This is a genomic window from Pseudomonas triticicola, from assembly GCF_019145375.1.
Lineage (GTDB): Bacteria > Pseudomonadota > Gammaproteobacteria > Pseudomonadales > Pseudomonadaceae > Aquipseudomonas > Aquipseudomonas triticicola.
This window is the reverse complement of sequence record NZ_JAHSTX010000001.1, coordinates 363,718-380,732: the sequence shown is the minus strand read 5'-3', so window position 1 is coordinate 380,732 and position 17,015 is coordinate 363,718. Positions and strand designations below refer to the sequence as shown.

Genomic DNA, 17,015 nt, shown 5'->3' with positions numbered 1-17,015 from the left:
AAAAAAACTGTTGAGCCTTGAGTAGGAGATAGCCTGTGGAACGCGAATACATGGAATTCGACGTCGTCATCGTCGGTGCCGGCCCCGCTGGTCTGTCCGCCGCCTGCCGCTTGAAGCAGAAGGCCGCTGACGCCGGTAAGGAAATCAGCGTCTGCGTGGTCGAAAAAGGCTCCGAAGTCGGTGCACACATCCTCTCCGGTGCGGTATTCGAACCCCGCGCCCTGAACGAACTGTTCCCGGACTGGAAAGAGCTCGGCGCGCCGCTGAACACGCCCGTCACACGCGATGACATTTTCGTGCTGAAAAACGCTGACAGCGCGCAGAAGATTCCTGACTTCTTTGTGCCCAAGACCATGCACAACGAAGGCAACTACATCATCTCCCTGGGCAACCTGTGCCGCTGGCTGGCTCAGCAGGCGGAAAACCTCGGTGTGGAAATCTACCCGGGCTTCGCCGCTCAGGAAGCGCTGATCGATGAAAACGGCGTAGTGCGCGGGATCATCACCGGTGATCTGGGCGTCGACCGCGAAGGCCATCCGAAAGAAGGCCTGTACACCCCTGGCATGGAACTGCGTGGCAAATACACGCTGTTCGCCGAAGGCTGCCGTGGCCACATCGGCAAGCAACTGATCAAACGCTACAACCTCGACAGCGATGCGGACGTTCAGCACTACGGCATCGGCCTGAAAGAAATCTGGGAAATCGACCCGGCCAAGCATCAGCCGGGCCTGGTGGTGCACACCGCCGGTTGGCCGCTGGACATCATGGGCACCGAGAACACCGGCGGCTCGTTCCTCTATCACCTGGAAAACAATCAGGTGGTAGTCGGTCTGATCGTCGACCTGTCCTACAGCAACACTTACCTGTCGCCGTTCGATGAGTTCCAGCGCCTCAAGCATCACCCGGTGCTCAAGCAATATCTGGAAGGCGGCAAGCGCGTCAGCTACGGCGCTCGCGCCATCGCCAAGGGCGGCCTGAACTCGCTGCCGAAAATGGTCTTCAAGGGCGGCGCGCTGATCGGTTGCGACCTCGGCACCCTGAACTTCGCCAAGATCAAAGGCAGCCACACCGCGATGAAGTCCGGCATGCTCGCGGCGGAATCGGTGGCAGATGCGCTGTTCGCCGAGCAGGATTGCACCGTCGAACTGACCACTTACGTCGACGCATTCAAGAACAGCTGGCTGCACGAAGAACTGTTCGCCAGCCGTAACTTCGGCCCGGCGATTCACAAGTACGGCGCGATCATCGGCGGTGGTTTCAACTGGCTGGACCAGAACATCTTCGGCGGCAAACTGCCATTCACCCTGCGCGACACCAAGCCGGATTACGCCTGCCTCAAGCTCGCGGCCGACTGCAAGAAGATCGACTACCCGAAACCTGACGGCAAACTGAGTTTCGACAAACTCAGCTCGGTGTTCATCTCCGGCACCAACCACGAAGAAGAGCAGCCGTGCCACTTGAAGCTGACCGATCCGAGCATCCCGATCAGCAAAAACCTGCCGCTGTACGACGAACCGGCGCAGCGCTACTGCCCGGCCGGCGTATACGAAGTGATCACCAAGGAAGACGGCGAGAAGCGCTTCCAGATCAACGCCCAGAACTGCGTGCACTGCAAGACCTGTGACATCAAGGACCCTGCGCAGAACATCACCTGGGTCGCGCCGGAAGGCGCCGGCGGCCCGACTTACCCGAACATGTAAGTCGAAACGCTGAACACAAGGCTCCCGAAATGGGGGCCTTTTTGTTGCCCAAAATTCCTCTGACACTACAAAACAACTGTGGGAGCGAGCAGGCTCACTCCTACAGGGGATCTTCAGCGGATCAGGCAGCGCGCTCATCCCCCGGGCTGCGTTCGAAGTAGCGCTTGTATTCGCGACTGAATTGCGACGTGCTCTGATACCCCACCCGATGCGCCACCTGCGCGACACCCAGCCCCTCCGCCACCAGCAGCGTCTGCGCCTTCAACAAACGTAAACGCTTCAGATACTGCACCGGCGACAACAGCGTGCTGCGTTTGAAATGCTCATGAAACGTCGACACGCTCATGTTCGCGCAACCGGCCAAAGTCTCGACATTCAGCGGCTCGGTGTAATGCGCATGCAGATGGCTGATCGACGCCGCCACCCGAGCGAATTGCCCTTGTTGCTCGACCAACGCCCGCAACACATCCGCTTGCGGCCCGCGCAGCGCGACGAACAATAATTCGCGAACCCGCGCAGGGCCGAGAATCTGGCATTCCAGCGGATCGTGCAGACAGCTGAGCAGCCGTTCGACACAACCGCGCATCCCATCGTCGAGCACCACCGAGGTCATCGACTCCGGCGTCTGCGCCGGAATATGCCGCCCCGGCGCCAGCCCCATGGCCAGCACCAGTTCGCCGAGCAGGACACGATCGATCGCCACCGACACACCGAGCAATGGCGCATCGGGCAAGGCAAAGGTTTCGCATTCGAACGGCACCGGCAGCGCCTGGATCAGGTAATGCCCGGCGCCATATTCCATGGTCCGTGGGCCGAGGAACGCCAGTTTGCTGCCCTGGGCGATGATCATCAGGCTCGGCTCGTAGATATGCGGGCCACGGGCGACGTCGCAACTGGCGCGCAAAATCTGCACACCGGGCAGGCCGGTCTGGCTGTAGCCATCGCGCAGCGCCAGCGGTTCGATCAGCGAAACCAGCCGGGCATTGGCATCAAGATGACGGGTCAACTGCATCGAATAGGTCTTCGTAAAATTCACGGAAAAGGGGATGAAAACATCATCGCAGATCCGCTGGCCAATGCGATCGCCGAAACCCGCATGCCGGAGGATTAGGCATGAGACCCGGAGAAATCGTCATGGCCGCCCCCGCCTCTGGCGGCCAGAATTCACCGCCTCACTTGTCACTGTTTTTGCGAGGTCACCCATGTACACCGCCATCGGCTATGCCGCCCAATCGGCCACCACTCCCCTCGCCCCGATGAAATTCGAACGCCGCAGCCCGCGCGCCGACGACGTGGCGATCGAAATTCTCTACTGCGGCGTCTGCCATTCCGACATCCATCAGGCACGCAACGAATGGGGAATCGCCGTTTATCCGCTGATGCCCGGCCATGAGATCGTCGGAAAAGTCACCGCTGTTGGTGCGAATGTCACCCGTCACAAGGTAGGCGATCTGGTCGGCGTCGGCTGCATGGTCGATTCCTGCCGCAGCTGCGAAGCCTGCCAGGCGAACCTCGAGCAATATTGCCTCGAAGGCCCGACCATGACTTACGCCACCCCGGACCGGGTCGATGGCAGCAACACCATGGGCGGTTACTCCGACAGCATCGTTGTCAGCGAACACTTCGTTGTGCGCATCCCCGAGAAACTGGCTCTGGCCAGCGCTGCACCGATTCTCTGCGCCGGCATCACCACTTACTCGCCGCTCAAGCACTACGGCGTCAAGGCCGGTGACAAGGTCGGCATTCTCGGCATGGGCGGCCTCGGCCACATGGGCATCAAGTTCGCCAAGGCCATGGGCGCGGAAGTGACGCTGTTCACCCGCTCGGCGAGCAAGGCTGAAGAAGGTCGCCGTCAGGGCGCGGATCACGTCATCGTCTCCACCGATGCCGAGCAGATGAAGGCCGCGGCCGGCTACTTCGACTTCCTGCTCGACACCATCCCGGTGCAGCACGATCTGAACCCGTACCTCGACACCCTGCGTTTCGACGGTGTGCACATTCTGGTCGGCCTGATCGAGCCGGTGAACCCGCCCGTCCACGCCGGCAAACTGGTGATGAGCCGCCGCGTATTGGCCGGCTCCCTGATCGGTGGTATCGCCGAGACCCAGGAAGTGCTGGATTTCTGCGCCGAGCACAACATCACCTGCGACATCGAAATGCTCGACATCCGCCAGATCAACGAAGCCTACGCGCGGATGATCGCCGGTGATGTGAAATACCGCTTCGTCATCGACATGGCGACGCTGAAGGCTTAAACCTTCACGGCTTACACCTTCAAGCCCAGCTCCGCCGACAGCCGGGTTGTGACCCCTTTGAGCAGGGGGATCAACTCGGCCATTTTTTCCAACGGCATGTACGGCACGGTGCTGGCGATACTGATCGCCGCGACAATGCCCTTGCTCGCATCACGAATCGGCGCCGCCACACAGCGGATCGACGGTTCGTTGTCCTCCAGATCGAACGCGTAGCCACCGGCAACGTATTCGCCCATGCGCTGCTCAAGCTGTTCCCACGACTGCTGAGGATGCTGCGGCCAGAACTGACTTTTGCCCCCCGCCGGCAGGCTGATGTCGTACAGCCGCCGCCAATCCTGCGGCGAATCATCGAGCATCAAGGCCTTGCCGATCCCGGTGCGCACCAGCGGCATGCGATGGCCGACCCGTGAGCGCATTTCCGGGCCGTTGCGTCCTGGATTCTTCAGCAGGTACAGCACTTCGTCGCCTTCCCTGATCCCCAAATGCACCGTGTCGCCGGTCAGTGCCGACAACTCATCCAGATACGGCCCGGCCAGGGTCACCAGCGGCAACTCTTCGCGGGCCTGGAAGCCCAGTTCGATCAGTTTCGGCCCGAGCAGATAACCGATCTGCGGCACCACGCGCAGATAACGCTCGTCGACCAGGCAACTGGCCAGACGATGGGTGGTGCTGCGCGTGGTGCCGATCAGCCGGGCAATCTCCTTGAGATCACGCGCGCCGCTGGCCACCGCCTGCACCACACCGAGGCCGCGCAGCAGCGTCTGGGTGCCGGTGGGCGCGGCGTCCTTGGTTTTTTCCGGGGCGTTTTCCTGCATATCCAGCCTTTTACCGTTGAGCGAAGGAACGGGCGGCATTATGGTCGCCCGAGACTGAGCACTACAACTCGATACGCTCGACCTTGCCCACCAGCAGCACGTAGGACAAGGCACCAACCAGTGCGAGCACAGCGATGTAGGTGATCGCCGGCGCGAACGAATCGCCGCTGGCAAGGAAGCCGATCACGATCGGCGTAGCAATCGCCGAGAGGTTGCCGATGAAGTTGAACACGCCACCGGTCAGACCGAGCAACCGCGCCGGTGCCAGCGTTGACACCAGCGACCAGGTGATCGACGCCAGCCCGTTGCCGAAAAATGCCAGGGCGAGGAAGGCAATCACCAGCGGGGTCGACTCGACAAAGTTGGCACCGATAATCGAAGTCGAAATCAGCAGCCCGCCAATGATCGGCAGCTTGCGCGCGAAGCCCACGGTGTGCCCGCGCCGGATCAGGAAGTCGGAAAAGAATCCCGAGCACAACACGCCGACGAACGCGGCAAGAAACGGCAGCGATGCGAGCAGACCGGACTTGATAAAGTCCATCCCGCGATATTTCACCAGATAGGTCGGAAACCAAGTGAGGAAAAACCACAGCGTCGAGTTCAGGCAGAACTGGCCGAGGTAGATGCCCCACAACTTGCGCTTGCTGAGGACGATGCCCAGATCGGTCCAACTGAATTTGGCTTTGACCTTGGCCGCCTCGGCCTGGATATCCACCAGCCCGCCGCCTTCGCGGATCAGGTCGATTTCCGCCTGATTGGTGCCTTTGAAATCGCGCGGCTCGCGATACACCGCGTACCAGATCAGCGCCCAGAGAATGCCCACCGCGCCGGTGGCGACGAACACCATGTGCCAGCCGAATTCATGTTGCAGCCACGCCAGCACCGGGGTCAGGAAGGCCAGGCCGACAAACTGTCCGGAGGTGTAGAAACCGATCGCCGTGGCGCGTTCGCGCTCGGGAAACCAGGTGGTGACCACGCGGCTGTTGATCGGATAGGCCGGCGCTTCCAGCGCACCGACAGCCATGCGCAGCACGAACAGGGCGATGAAGCTGCTGACGAAACCGAGCATCACCGTGGCCACCGACCACAGCAGCAGCGCGACGCTGTAAAGGATGCGCGGCGGCACGCGATCGACCAGCCAGCCGCCGGGGATCTGCATCGCGGCGTAAGTCCAGCCGAAGGCGGAGAAGATCAGACCGACGTGTACCGGATCGATGCCCAGCTCACTGGTCAGCGCCGGCGCGGCAATCGACAGGTTGCTGCGGTCCAGGTAGTTGATGACCACGGTGATGAACAGCAACACCATGATGAAAAATCGCTTGCGACTAGGCGTGACTAAAGACGCCTGCCCGGAGAGGGTATGCGTTTGCATGAGGAGAGCCTCTTTTTATGTTTATTGAGGTCGGCCTGAGGCCTGCACTGCACCCTGTGGGAGCGAGCTTGCTCGCGAAGACGGCGGCACATCCGGCATCAATGTGACTGACCTGCCGCATTCGCGAGCAAGCTCGCTCCCACAGGGTTTTGTGGTGTGTCAGGCGGAACTCACCACTCGGCAAAGCTGCCATCGGCATGACGCCAGATCGGGTTGCGCCAGCGGTGGCCGACGGCGGCACGCTCGATCACGTATTCCTCGTTGATCTCGATGCCCAGTCCCGGGCCGTTCGGAATCTTCACGAAGCCTTTGTCGTAGTCGAACACGCGCGGATCCTTCACGTAGTCGAGCAAGTCGTTGCTCTCGTTGTAATGGATGCCCAGGCTCTGCTCCTGGATAAACGCGTTGTAACAAGCCGCGTCCAGTTGCAAACAGGCCGCCAGGGCGATCGGGCCTAGCGGGCAATGCAGCGCCAGCGCGACGTCGTAGGCTTCGGCCATGTTGGCGATCTTGCGGGTTTCGGTGATGCCGCCAGCGTGGGAGGCATCCGGCTGGATAATGTCGACGTAACCTTCGCTCAACACCCGTTTAAAGTCCCAGCGCGAAAACAAGCGCTCGCCCAGTGCGATCGGCGTGCTGGTCAGCGGCGCCAGTTCTTTCAGCGCTTCGTAGTTTTCGCTGAGCACCGGTTCTTCGATGAACATCAGTTTGTACGGGTCGAGCTCCTTCATCAGCACCTTGGCCATCGGCTTGTGCACGCGGCCGTGAAAGTCGACGCCGATACCGACGTTCGGCCCCACCGCATCACGCACGGCGGCAACGTTGGCCAGGGCGAGGTCGACTTTCTCGAAGGTGTCGAGGAACTGCAGTTCTTCGGTGCCGTTCATTTTCACCGCCGTGAAACCACGGCTCACTGCTTCTTTCGCCGCACGCGCGGTGTCGGCCGGACGGTCGCCGCCGATCCACGAATAGACACGAATCTTGTCGCGCACCTGGCCACCGAGCAGATCGCTGACCGACACGCCGAGGGCCTTGCCCTTGATGTCCCACAGCGCTTGGTCGATACCGGCCAGCGCGCTCATGTGAATCGCGCCGCCACGGTAGAAGCCACCGCGATAGAGCACGGTCCAGATGTCTTCGATATTGCGTGGGTCTTTGCCGATCAGGTAGTCGGACAATTCTTCCACCGCAGCAGCTACGGTATGGGCGCGCCCTTCAACCACAGGCTCGCCCCAACCGGTCACGCCCTCGTCGGTTTCGACCTTGAGGAAGCACCAGCGCGGCGGAACGATGAAGGTCGTGAGTTTGGTGATTTTCATCTCTGCTCTCTTTTGTAAATGCAGCTTTTATTAGATGCAGCGCACACAGCGCCCAAAAATTCTTAACGCAGGGCTTTCCAGGCAGCCACGTAGGCCTTGGCATTGACCGCCACCTGCTCGGGCGTCATGCCCGGTTTGAACAGGCCGGAACCGAGACCGAAACCTTTCACACCGGCATCGATAAAGGCCTGCATGTTGTCCGGCGTAATGCCGCCGACCGGCGCCAGCACCGTGCCGGCTGGCAATACCGCGAGCCAGGCCTTGACGACCGCCGGGTTCATTTGTTCGGCCGGAAACAGCTTGAGAATGTCCGCGCCCTCAGCCAGTGCGGCGAAGGCTTCGGTCGGCGTAGCCACGCCAGGCGACAGGTACAGCCCCGCCGCTTTCGCCGCGCGCAACACCTTGGCATCGCTGTGCGGCATGACGATCACTTGGCCGCCAGCCGCTTTGACCTGCTCGACCTGCTCGGGGCTGAGCACCGTGCCGGCACCGATCAGGCAATCGGCGGGCAGCGCATCACGCAGGATGCGGATACTTTCGTACGGCGATGGGGAATTGAGCGGTACTTCGATGACGCGAAATCCGGCGGAATACAGGACTTCACCGACAGCCGCCGCTTCCTGCGGTTGCAGGCCACGCAGAATCGCGATCAGACCGTTTTGTGCCAGTGCTTGCTTGAGCATGTCAGGCCTCCAGTCAGGGTTAACGAGATGAGGAATCGATCAGTCCGGCGGCGCGCGCCAGTTGCCACAGGCCACGCTCGGTGGCCTGCTCGGCCAGCGTCACCTGAGCAAAGCCGCAGGCGTCGAGGGCACGGCGATAACGCGCGCACAGCTGCGCATTGCCGATGAGCACGATCGATGGAAGATTCGCTTGTTTGCGCCGGCGCCGCTGCACGTTGGCGAGTGCGGCCAGCTCATGGCCGATCATCAGGCCGGACAGATAATCCGCTTGAGCAGTCGGGCTCAGTTCGCCGGTAAGACCGAGGGTGCGGGCGCTGAACAAGGTCGACAGCACACCGAGCTCGGCATCCGTCGACAGCGCGATCTGCACACCGCGATCAAACGCCTGCGCATCGAAGGTCGCGCTCGGTTGTTGGGTACGGCCGAGGATGCTGTGTTCGCTGAGTACGGCGAAGACTTCGCCAGTCATGAAGGTGTCGAAATGAGTGATACGGCCATCGACCACTTCCACCCATTTCGAGTGGCTGCCGGGCAGGCCGATCAACAGGTCGTTACCCGCCTCGGCCGGCAGACTTTGCAGCACGCCGAGGACTTGGGTTTCTTCGCCACGCATTACATTCGGCAGTCGCGAACGCTGAATCACGCCCGGGACGATATGCACCGGCGTACCGCGAAGACTGACAACGGTTTGTAGGGAATTTCCGAGATGAGCGACGTCGGCGGGCGTCTCGCAGTAAGCCGCCTCGCGCCAGCCCTGCGCACTGCCGACCATGCCGCAAGCGATTACCGGCAGATCCGGCTGCGCATCGAGCCAGTCACCACAGGCTTCGTCGAAGGCCAGTTCAAAACCATCGGCGCATTCACGGCCGTGGATGATTCGCGGGGGCTTGGGCAACTGCATGATCCCGGACGACAGCGCACGCTGCTCCAGCACCACACCGTCCGCCGCGAGTTTGTAAGCACGTAATGAGGTCGTCCCCCAATCGAGCGCGATCAATTGCGCCTGCATCGCTTCACCTGTTTTGTTTTTGGCAGTGAGTGCGACGGACTATAAACCCGAGGGACGGGAAATCTCAATATATAAATATCAATCCCACATTATGGGAAAATCAACAGTAACGGTATCACCTCACTCAAAGCGCCCCCTCTTGGGCTGCAACGATGGCGATCGAAGGGCCGAGTCAGGCTTGCACGGACAAAAATGCAAGGTTCGCCATGCCGCTGCGGTCGGGAAAATACTCAGGGAGAGCGGCCCTCGAAAGAGACAAGGCCGGACGGTATACTTTTTATTTTGCAGGTCCAGTTGTCAGCAAATCCGCGCTAGGCACCCGCATAATCTTGGAAAAATACGTCTTGTATGTAGTGGAGTGGACTCTATACACACAGGAAAAGGAATCTCTGGCTTTTAAAAAGGGATCCAGTGTTTCCCCTTTCAGGCGCCTTTCTCCCCCCTCATCGTCTACCAACTCGTCAAAAATGACATCTGCCCTATAGATTAACGAGTCCGGCGAAACCCTCTCGATAAACCCGAAGCCGGACTGTTTAATTCGGTGTGCCTGAGAAAAATCAAGGTCATTCGTCAACGAGCAGACCAGCCCACGCCCTATAGACGACTTGAACAGGCCGAGAAGTTCCACGTCGGACTTGAAATAAACTTGATAAATTCCGGTAGTACGAAGCCGCTCTGTCTTTTCGTATTTGAGGTTAGCAATGGGCCGACCATGATTCAAAGAACAAGCCGAGAGCACCGACATACATATTGTCAAGATTAAAACCTTCACAGGTAGTTACCCCTTAATCCAGTTGAATATTGACTCCGCTACAATCTGTCGCGCTGACTTTCCACCGGGCAAGGCGTGAGCATACATAGAGTTGGCATCTGCGTGATTGATATCGAGCCGCCCCATGACGTTCGGTCCTTCGGAGATCTCCCATTGCTCACCAAAGTCTGCAACCAGATCTGACAGGTTCCAATCGACCGCAGCTGCCCTGATATTTACCCAATACTGCGCTTTAGGCTTGGGAACCTGACGATATATTTTCGAAATACCATATACGATTTTGCCGTGCCCTACGGGATCCAGGGTCACCAAAAGTTTTATTTTGAAACCGCGCTCGGTTAAAATCGCAGACAAATGAGCACCGTTCCAGCCCCCCAAACTGTGGCCAATGATATAAATCGCAGTATTGCAACTTGGAATTTTTCGAATAACGTTACGTTCCAAATCCTCCTCACTCATAAATGAGTTATAACCAAGAGGCAACGTCGTACAAGATTTCTGTATTTCCAGCGCTTCGATGTCCGCGTCGACCATGTCTCGCACATAGTCGACATTGTGATTGGGACCATCAACGTAATACCGTTCCTGATCGCCAGCTCCACCAACAAGAAAAACCATTGCATCGCGGATGCTTACTGTTACTTGCTTGACCGATTGATCTGTCTTGCAAGTAAGTGTATGACTCACCGGATCCCTTTTCGCCATTGGCGGTGGTGGAGCCTCTGCTGTAGCACTTCCATTTGCCATCTCTAATTACTCCACAAATAATTTAATCGTCTCAGCCAGGTGCGAACTGACGGTATGGGTAAATCCCGCCGCATCCGTCACGCCAGACTCTTCACTGCCGTCACCCCGCTGAATGATGTAAGGGTGATAAGAGACCGGCTCTCCGGTGTCCTGATTGACTACTTGCAACCTGTCAGTGAAATGCACCGGCATCGCCAACAGCCCACTAAATGCGGCCCCTCCCCCACTTTGGCCGATGATCACCGTGCCCGAGCCACCGATCACGACATTGCCATGCCCACCAGTGCTATCGAGCATCGCGGCGTTCAGGCCGTTAATGAAAACAGTGCCGGAGACCGCTCCGGTGATAGGGCTGCCACACGCTGATTTATCGGTCATGCGTGCAGCAGCGAGGCCGTCGAAGAATACGTCCGGCGAGCCGGAGACAATCGGGTTGGTGCCGTGACCTGGCAGTGGGCAGGCGGTTGGGTCGGTGACGCGTGCTGCAGGTTTACCACTCAATTCAAAGCTCCTTGCTTAAGGGGCGCCGGGGATGGCTGACAGATGTCGATGTCGGTCGCGGCAAAGCGCCAGCGATTATCGACCGGGTCGAAGAGAGCATGACAATGCTCCCGGCTTTCAGGTGATGTCGCGGTTTGTATGGCACGCCAGGCTTCGTTGGCTTGCCAACTCAACTCGGCAGGCGTTGCATCATCAAGTTCGTTGAGCCAGGCGTTGTAGTTGCGCAGCCTTGATGAGCGTCGATAATCGCTGTGGGATCAAAGGTTCTCAGCGCTACCACACGGTATTCGCCGAGGCCGGCGCTGCGCGACATCAACTCGGCGTCGAGCCGCGACACGAAAGCCCGTATAGCCACGCCGCCAGTGCGCTGGGCCATGCAGAGAATTTCGACAGCCTGTCGATTCGGGTCGTCAGAAGAGCCGGTAGTTTTCACCAGACCATACAGACGCATGGACGCCTGCAGTCCGCTCATAGCTGGTCACTCATTGACGCAGCGAGGGCTCCACAGGCGCGGAGAAATTTTGCCAGATGCATTGCAGGTGTCGTCCGTGAGCGCGCAAAAATGGCGCACAGAATGCCGGACTAGAGCGGTGGCGACAACTGAATCAGCAGTAGATTGCCATCATTGTGCTCAGCCCTCGGCAAATTCGCGCAACACCTTGCCATCCATGCGATACCGCACCCATTCCTCCTGCGGTTGCGCACCGAGCGACTTGTAAAATTCGATGGCCGGGGTGTTCCATTCCAGCACACTCCATTCGAAGCGGCCGCAGTCGTTGGCGCAGGCGATTTTTGCCAGGTGGCGCAGCAGGGTTTTGCCGGCGCCGCCGCCACGTTGCTCGGGGGTGATGTAGAGGTCTTCGAGGTACAGGCAATTGCTGCCCAGCCACGTTGAATAACTGAAGAAGAACACCGCGAAGCCGATCGGCGAGCCGTCGCGCAGGCAGATCAGGCCGTGGGCGGTGGCGCCGTCGCCGAACAGGCTGCGTTCGATGTCGGCGACGCTGGCGATGACTTCGTGACGGGCCTTTTCGAAATCTGCCAGTTCGGTGATGAAGGCGAGGATTTGCGGCGCATCGCTGGGGGTCGCCGGGCGGATTTCGATCGTCATGGACAGGCCTTGTCTGCAAATTAAAGCGCCATACTAAGGCGCGCAGCGGCGCTCGTCACATGGCAAAACATACTGACCTGCCCAATTTGCTGAACACCGTTGCCCTTGTGGGAGCGAGCCTGCTCGCGAAAGCATTCTGTCAGTTGAATCAACGTTTGACTGAAATGACGCTTTCGCGAGCAAGCTCGCTCCCACAGTTGATACCGCACATTCTGAAAGGATGCTTATGACCGTTAACTGTTTTGCGCCGATGGAAGCACTGGCATCAGCGCTGATTAGGCACACACTGGAGCCGTCAGATGACGGCGCCCACGACCTCGCCCACCTGCAGCGGGTCTGGCACACCGCACGCACCCTGCATGCAACCGAAGGCGGCGATCTGGAGGTTTTGCTCGCAGCGGTGCTGTTGCACGACTGCGTATCGGTCGAAAAAAACTCGCCGCTACGCTCGCAAGCTTCGCGTCTGGCAGCGGACAAAGCTTCGTCCGTGCTGAAGGAATTGGACTGGCCCAACGAGAAAATCAGCGCCGTCGCCCACGCCATCGAAGCCCACAGCTTCTCTGCCAACATCACTCCAATCACGCTCGAAGCGAAAATCGTCCAGGACGCCGATCGCCTCGACTCGCTGGGCATGCTCGGTGTTGCCCGAACCTTCTATGTGGCCGGGCGCATGGGCTCGGCGCTGTACGACCCGCAGGATCCCGAAGCGCTTGAGCGTGAGTACGATGACACGCGTTTTTGCCTCGATCATTTCCAGACCAAACTGCTACATCTGGCCGACGGTTTTCAAACGGTGACCGGTCAGCGCCTGGCGCACATTCGTCATCAACGACTGAAGGGTTTCATGGAGCAGTTCAAGGAGGAAATTGGCATCGTCTGAACAGCAGCCACATGACCCCGGCGAAGACCGTTCGTCGATCATCAGGCACCATTCCATCACCAGGGCTGACCAACAAAGTGTAAGGATTCCAATCACTGGAGAAGCCCTATGATCCCGTCAAGGTTGACCGCTTTAGTCTTCAGCGCCCTGCTCTGCCCTGCGGTGTTCGCCGCCTCGTCCACGGCAGCGGGCACTGGCCCTACCGATCCGACCCCGCCACGCGCGCCCGCTATCAACAGTGCCCCCGGAATGAATACCGATGGCTCCGGCGTGCCGCTGATCAATCAGCCACCCGCCACCGGCACCGATCCGCGCACTCAAGGCAGCGATCCGGGGCGTCAGGGTGGCATGAACACGCCCGACTCTCCTGCCACTGCGCCTGACAACGCCGGCCCCGGTGTCGGCTCGAAGACCACCACCGGTGGCTCCGGTTCCGAAGGTGCCGGTCAGTAGTTCGCCGACGCGAGCGCCCTATTCACTCCCATGAAGAGGTAACCATGAACGTCGACAAAGACCTGGAAAAAGAAGTCCTCACCCGCCTGCTGCACGCGCATCCCAACGGCTTGGGCAAGGAGGTGCTGGACAATTACCGGGGCGAGAAAGTCGTGGCCAGCGCCCTCGCCGCCCTGCAGGATCGCGGGTTGATTCATCATGGTCACGTGACCTTGAGCGAAGCGGGTGAACACTCGCTGAACCTGCCGATCAAGCTCAGTTCTGCCGGCGTCGAAGCGGCGCGCAAACTGGATCTGCAGTAGTGCCAAGCCGCTCGCCGTCGAAGCGGCGAGCGGCCGGATCCGCAACTTGAGGAGAAATCCCATGCCTCGTGGAAGCAAAGACAAATACACCAGCGAACAGAAGCGCAAAGCCGAGCACATCGAAGACAGCTACGAGAAAAAGGGCGTGTCGAAAGATGAAGCTGAGGCGCGCGCTTGGGCGACGGTGAACAAACAATCCGGTGGCGGCGAGAAGTCAGGCGGTTCGGGTCGCAAGAAGCCCGCCAGTGCCAAATCGGAAGATCGCAAAGAGTCATCGCGCCGCGCGGTGGCCAGCCGCAAGGGCCATTCACGCAACAGCGAGACTTCGAAGGATACGCAGACTGTCGATAGCCTGATGAAGGAAGCCCGAGCGAAGAATATTCCGGGGCGGTCTTCGATGCGCAAGCAGGAGTTGATCGAGGCGTTGCGCAAGGCGAGCTAGAACGACGCCCACTGTAGGAGCTGCCGAAGGCTGCGATCTTTTGCTTTTCAAGATCAAAAGATCGCAGCCTTCGGCAGCTCCTATAGAAGATTTGTGTACGACGTAGATCCAATGTGGGAGCGAGCTTGCTCGCGAAGGCCTCATGTCAGTCGCGGCAGGACTCGCGGATAAACGCATCCACCTCAGCCGTCCCCGGCGATGTCGCCGGCCCCCACCGAGTTACCGCCAACGCGGCTGCCGCATTGGCCCGCCGCGCCGCTTCCAGTGCATCCAGCCCCTGCGCCAACCCGGCCACAAACACCCCGGCATGCGCATCACCGGCGCCATTGCTGTCCACTGCTTTGACAGCAAACCCCGGCACTTGTCGACGCTCGCCACGCTGCTGAATCCAGCATCCCTGCGGCCCGTCGCGCACCACCATCAGCACATTTTCCGGCAGCAGTTCCGCGAGGCGATCCATTGCGATACCAATCTCATCGGCTCCGATAAACCGCAGCGCTTCGACACTGTTGCTGGTCCACACATCGATGCGCGGCAGCAACATCTGCATCATTGGCGCATCGGGCGACTCCACCAACGGCCCCGGATCGAACACCACATTGACCGACGCCTGCAGGGCCAGCGTCCAGTCGAGCAACGCCTGCGCCTTGCCCTCGTGCAGCAGACTGTAACCGCTGAAATAAACGTAATCGCCGGGCTCGGCGGCCACGCTGTTCAGGTCCTCCTCGGTCACCTCGCCTTCAGCGCCGATGTAGGAAATGAAGCTGCGTTCAGCAGAAGCATCGGTCAGCGCCACGCACAGACCGGTATCGCGCTCCGCCGGTTCGCGGATGCCGATGCAGATACCTTCCGCCTGCATCGCTTGGCGCGCCAGGTCACCGAAACGCCCCGTGCCATGGCGACCGAGGTAAACCACCGGCAGACCGTTACGCACCGCAGCGGCCATCACGTTGAAACCGCCGCCAGCTTCGAACCCCGCCGACTGCGCCAGCACGTCGCCGCCAATCTGCGGCAGTTTTTCTACGGCCATGACCAGGTCGATGATGACCTGGCCGGTGTGCAACATCTTAGGCATGAGCATTCTCGGGTTGCGCGGCGCGGCGATCTTTCGCACCGCCAAGGACCAGGTAAATGCCACCGGCGACGACGAAGGTCACGATCCAGCCGAGGCCGTTGTGGCCCAGCCAGGAGTCGGACAAAAAGCCCTTGAACCAAACGTTTTCCGCCGTGGTGCCGATGGTGGTAAAGCTGAAACCGAGGACGATGGCGATCGCCCAGGCGCCAAACGCGCGCCACTCGATGCCGCCGCGATACCAGTAGGCGCTGCTCGAGCTGACGTCGAGCAGGTCTTTGGGGCTGTAGTAGTGACGGTGAATCAGGTCGACCACGAAAATCCCCACCCATGCGGTGATCGGCACTGCCAGCAGGGAAATGAAGGTAATGAACGGGCCGTAGAAACTGTCGGCGATCAGCATGAAGTAGATCGAGCCGGCGAAGATCGCGACGATATCCACCACTACCGCGTAGACGCGTTTGACCTTCAGGCCCAGGGTCAGCGTGGTCAGGCCGGCGGAGTACACCGACAGGTTGTTCGACAGCAGCAGACCGCCGAACGCGGTGATCAGGTACGGCACGGCCATCCACGTCGGCAACATGTCGCGGATCGCCACGATCGGATCAGTCGCCGACGCCAGATCATTGTTGTCCACCGACAACAAGCCGCCGAGAGTGATCAGCAGCACCAGCGGAATGCCCGCGCCGAACGCCGCCGACGCCACCAGGCGCACAGCCTTGACGCTGCGATGCTGATAGCGCGACATGTCAGCGCCAGCGTTGGCCCAACCGATACCAGTGCCGGCGGCCATGGTGCCGATGCCGATGATCATTGCGCTCAGCGGTGCTGGCGTGGCGTTGAATACCGCGCTCCAGTCGATGGTCGCGCAGAGAAAACCACCGACGAGAATGTTCAGCGCGCCGAACACGTACGTCGCCCACTTCTGGATCACCAGCAGGGTCGCGTGGCCGAGGCCGGACACCGACAAGGTCAGCAGGACGAAGATGGCGATAAAGATCAGCGTCAGTATCGGCGCACTTTTCGCCTCGACCGGCGAGCCGAACAGGATCGAACACAGCGACAGCAGAACGAAGGCAGCGGTGGTGGTGTTGACGGTTTCCCAACCCAGACGCGACATTAGCGAAACCAGCGTCGGGCCGATGTTGCCGCGCACGCCGAAGATCGCCCGCGACAGTGTCAGACTCGGCGCGCGGCCACGTCGCCCGGCAATCGAGATGATCCCGACCACGGCAAACGAACCGGCGGCACCAAGAATCGCGACGATGATCGCCTGCCAGATCGCCAATCCGCGAAACGCCACCAGCGTGGCGCCCAGCGGCAGGCCGAGGATGGAAATATTTGCCGCAAACCAGACCCAGAACAACTGCAACGGATGACCGTTGCACTCGGCTTCCGGCACCGGCTCGATGCCCCGGGTTTCCAATTGCCCGACGCTTTGCCCGGCGGTTGATGAACTCATGAAGATGCTCCTGTTTGCCTTTTTTGTGGTTGTGGCAATGATGCAAAACGACAAGACAACCGGCCTTCCGAGGCCTGTCTGTGCGATCCATTGCTGTGTGAATTCTTTAGAAATGCGCCA

At 59.9% G+C, this 17,015-nt stretch carries 18 protein-coding genes; 6 read left to right on the top strand and 12 right to left on the bottom strand.

Features of this window, described 5'->3' with window-relative positions:
* Positions 1–35: 35 nt before the first annotated feature.
* A complete protein-coding gene (locus tag KVG85_RS01765) occupies positions 36–1,700 on the top strand; it encodes an electron transfer flavoprotein-ubiquinone oxidoreductase (protein ID WP_024013896.1) in 1,665 nt (554 codons plus the stop codon).
* Between the two features lie 121 nt (positions 1,701–1,821).
* On the opposite strand, the gene KVG85_RS01760 is transcribed toward KVG85_RS01765, so the two are convergent.
* Positions 1,822–2,712, bottom strand: a complete 891-nt coding sequence (locus KVG85_RS01760) for an AraC family transcriptional regulator (protein WP_016770956.1) — start codon at positions 2,710–2,712, stop codon at positions 1,822–1,824.
* Between the two features lie 190 nt (positions 2,713–2,902).
* Here KVG85_RS01760 and KVG85_RS01755 point away from each other — a divergent pair, with 190 nt between their 5' ends.
* Positions 2,903–3,955: an NAD(P)-dependent alcohol dehydrogenase gene (locus KVG85_RS01755; RefSeq protein ID WP_016770957.1), complete on the top strand. Its 1,053-nt coding sequence runs from the start codon at positions 2,903–2,905 to the stop codon at positions 3,953–3,955.
* 11 nt (positions 3,956–3,966) lie between these two features.
* On the opposite strand, the gene KVG85_RS01750 is transcribed toward KVG85_RS01755, so the two are convergent.
* The 9 genes from KVG85_RS01750 to KVG85_RS01710 all read right to left on the bottom strand — a co-directional run bounded on the left by KVG85_RS01750 (position 3,967) and on the right by KVG85_RS01710 (position 12,284).
* A complete protein-coding gene (locus KVG85_RS01750; protein WP_217864920.1) occupies positions 3,967–4,770 on the bottom strand; it encodes an IclR family transcriptional regulator in 804 nt (267 codons plus the stop codon).
* Between the two features lie 61 nt (positions 4,771–4,831).
* Positions 4,832–6,142 carry an MFS transporter gene (locus KVG85_RS01745; protein ID WP_217862836.1) on the bottom strand — a complete coding sequence of 437 codons (1,311 nt, stop codon included), beginning with the start codon at positions 6,140–6,142 and terminating at the stop codon, positions 4,832–4,834.
* 170 nt (positions 6,143–6,312) lie between these two features.
* Positions 6,313–7,461: a galactonate dehydratase gene (dgoD, locus tag KVG85_RS01740; protein ID WP_007908327.1), complete on the bottom strand. Its 1,149-nt coding sequence runs from the start codon at positions 7,459–7,461 to the stop codon at positions 6,313–6,315.
* A gap of 62 nt (positions 7,462–7,523) precedes the next feature.
* Positions 7,524–8,144: a 2-dehydro-3-deoxy-6-phosphogalactonate aldolase gene (locus KVG85_RS01735; protein WP_071173195.1), complete on the bottom strand. Its 621-nt coding sequence runs from the start codon at positions 8,142–8,144 to the stop codon at positions 7,524–7,526.
* 19 nt (positions 8,145–8,163) lie between these two features.
* The gene (locus tag KVG85_RS01730) at positions 8,164–9,153 is read right to left on the bottom strand and encodes a 2-dehydro-3-deoxygalactonokinase (RefSeq protein WP_217862835.1); all 990 of its coding nucleotides are present in this window, start codon (positions 9,151–9,153) and stop codon (positions 8,164–8,166) included.
* Between the two features lie 778 nt (positions 9,154–9,931).
* A complete protein-coding gene (locus KVG85_RS01725; protein ID WP_217862834.1) occupies positions 9,932–10,672 on the bottom strand; it encodes an alpha/beta hydrolase in 741 nt (246 codons plus the stop codon).
* A 6-nt stretch (positions 10,673–10,678) separates the two neighbouring features.
* Complete coding sequence (locus tag KVG85_RS01720; RefSeq protein WP_217862833.1) at positions 10,679–11,173, bottom strand: PAAR domain-containing protein; 495 nt, start codon at positions 11,171–11,173, stop codon at positions 10,679–10,681.
* Between the two features lie 169 nt (positions 11,174–11,342).
* Positions 11,343–11,645, bottom strand: coding sequence for a hypothetical protein (locus tag KVG85_RS25880; protein WP_225926618.1), 303 nt, complete (start codon positions 11,643–11,645; stop codon positions 11,343–11,345).
* 159 nt (positions 11,646–11,804) lie between these two features.
* Complete coding sequence (locus tag KVG85_RS01710; RefSeq protein WP_217862832.1) at positions 11,805–12,284, bottom strand: GNAT family N-acetyltransferase; 480 nt, start codon at positions 12,282–12,284, stop codon at positions 11,805–11,807.
* A gap of 226 nt (positions 12,285–12,510) precedes the next feature.
* Here KVG85_RS01710 and KVG85_RS01705 point away from each other — a divergent pair, with 226 nt between their 5' ends.
* The 4 genes from KVG85_RS01705 to KVG85_RS01690 all read left to right on the top strand — a co-directional run bounded on the left by KVG85_RS01705 (position 12,511) and on the right by KVG85_RS01690 (position 14,361).
* A complete protein-coding gene (locus tag KVG85_RS01705; protein ID WP_217862831.1) occupies positions 12,511–13,164 on the top strand; it encodes an HD domain-containing protein in 654 nt (217 codons plus the stop codon).
* 108 nt (positions 13,165–13,272) lie between these two features.
* Positions 13,273–13,617, top strand: coding sequence for a hypothetical protein (locus KVG85_RS01700; RefSeq protein ID WP_071173201.1), 345 nt, complete (start codon positions 13,273–13,275; stop codon positions 13,615–13,617).
* A 44-nt stretch (positions 13,618–13,661) separates the two neighbouring features.
* On the top strand, positions 13,662–13,919 hold the full coding sequence (locus KVG85_RS01695) for a hypothetical protein (protein ID WP_024013907.1): 258 nt from the start codon (positions 13,662–13,664) through the stop codon (positions 13,917–13,919).
* A 61-nt stretch (positions 13,920–13,980) separates the two neighbouring features.
* Entirely contained in the window at positions 13,981–14,361 is a 381-nt protein-coding gene (locus KVG85_RS01690) for a Rho termination factor N-terminal domain-containing protein (RefSeq protein ID WP_071173202.1), read from the top strand.
* 145 nt (positions 14,362–14,506) lie between these two features.
* On the opposite strand, the gene KVG85_RS01685 is transcribed toward KVG85_RS01690, so the two are convergent.
* Positions 14,507–15,436 (bottom strand): PfkB family carbohydrate kinase, encoded by a 930-nt coding sequence (locus KVG85_RS01685; protein WP_217862830.1) that lies wholly within the window; start codon positions 15,434–15,436, stop codon positions 14,507–14,509.
* Positions 15,429–16,895, bottom strand: a complete 1,467-nt coding sequence (locus tag KVG85_RS01680) for a purine-cytosine permease family protein (RefSeq protein WP_217862829.1) — start codon at positions 16,893–16,895, stop codon at positions 15,429–15,431. The genes KVG85_RS01685 and KVG85_RS01680 overlap by 8 nt, the downstream gene beginning before the upstream one ends.
* Positions 16,896–17,015: the final 120 nt, after the last annotated feature.

What these genes read in the sequence shown, in the direction of transcription:
- KVG85_RS01760 (WP_016770956.1), bottom strand. Translation starts at nt 2,712, where the DNA reads ATGCAGTTGACCCGTCATCTTGATGCCAATGCCCGGCTGGTTTCGCTG.
- KVG85_RS01755 (WP_016770957.1), top strand. Translation starts at nt 2,903, where the DNA reads ATGTACACCGCCATCGGCTATGCCGCCCAATCGGCCACCACTCCCCTC.
- KVG85_RS01750 (WP_217864920.1), bottom strand. Translation starts at nt 4,770, where the DNA reads ATGCAGGAAAACGCCCCGGAAAAAACCAAGGACGCCGCGCCCACCGGC.
- KVG85_RS01745 (WP_217862836.1), bottom strand. Translation starts at nt 6,142, where the DNA reads ATGCAAACGCATACCCTCTCCGGGCAGGCGTCTTTAGTCACGCCTAGT.
- dgoD (WP_007908327.1), bottom strand. Translation starts at nt 7,461, where the DNA reads ATGAAAATCACCAAACTCACGACCTTCATCGTTCCGCCGCGCTGGTGC.
- KVG85_RS01735 (WP_071173195.1), bottom strand. Translation starts at nt 8,144, where the DNA reads ATGCTCAAGCAAGCACTGGCACAAAACGGTCTGATCGCGATTCTGCGT.
- KVG85_RS01730 (WP_217862835.1), bottom strand. Translation starts at nt 9,153, where the DNA reads ATGCAGGCGCAATTGATCGCGCTCGATTGGGGGACGACCTCATTACGT.
- KVG85_RS01725 (WP_217862834.1), bottom strand. Translation starts at nt 10,672, where the DNA reads ATGGCAAATGGAAGTGCTACAGCAGAGGCTCCACCACCGCCAATGGCG.
- KVG85_RS25880 (WP_225926618.1), bottom strand. Translation starts at nt 11,645, where the DNA reads ATGAGCGGACTGCAGGCGTCCATGCGTCTGTATGGTCTGGTGAAAACT.
- KVG85_RS01710 (WP_217862832.1), bottom strand. Translation starts at nt 12,284, where the DNA reads ATGACGATCGAAATCCGCCCGGCGACCCCCAGCGATGCGCCGCAAATC.
- KVG85_RS01705 (WP_217862831.1), top strand. Translation starts at nt 12,511, where the DNA reads ATGACCGTTAACTGTTTTGCGCCGATGGAAGCACTGGCATCAGCGCTG.
- KVG85_RS01700 (WP_071173201.1), top strand. Translation starts at nt 13,273, where the DNA reads ATGATCCCGTCAAGGTTGACCGCTTTAGTCTTCAGCGCCCTGCTCTGC.
- KVG85_RS01695 (WP_024013907.1), top strand. Translation starts at nt 13,662, where the DNA reads ATGAACGTCGACAAAGACCTGGAAAAAGAAGTCCTCACCCGCCTGCTG.
- KVG85_RS01690 (WP_071173202.1), top strand. Translation starts at nt 13,981, where the DNA reads ATGCCTCGTGGAAGCAAAGACAAATACACCAGCGAACAGAAGCGCAAA.
- KVG85_RS01685 (WP_217862830.1), bottom strand. Translation starts at nt 15,436, where the DNA reads ATGCCTAAGATGTTGCACACCGGCCAGGTCATCATCGACCTGGTCATG.
- KVG85_RS01680 (WP_217862829.1), bottom strand. Translation starts at nt 16,895, where the DNA reads ATGAGTTCATCAACCGCCGGGCAAAGCGTCGGGCAATTGGAAACCCGG.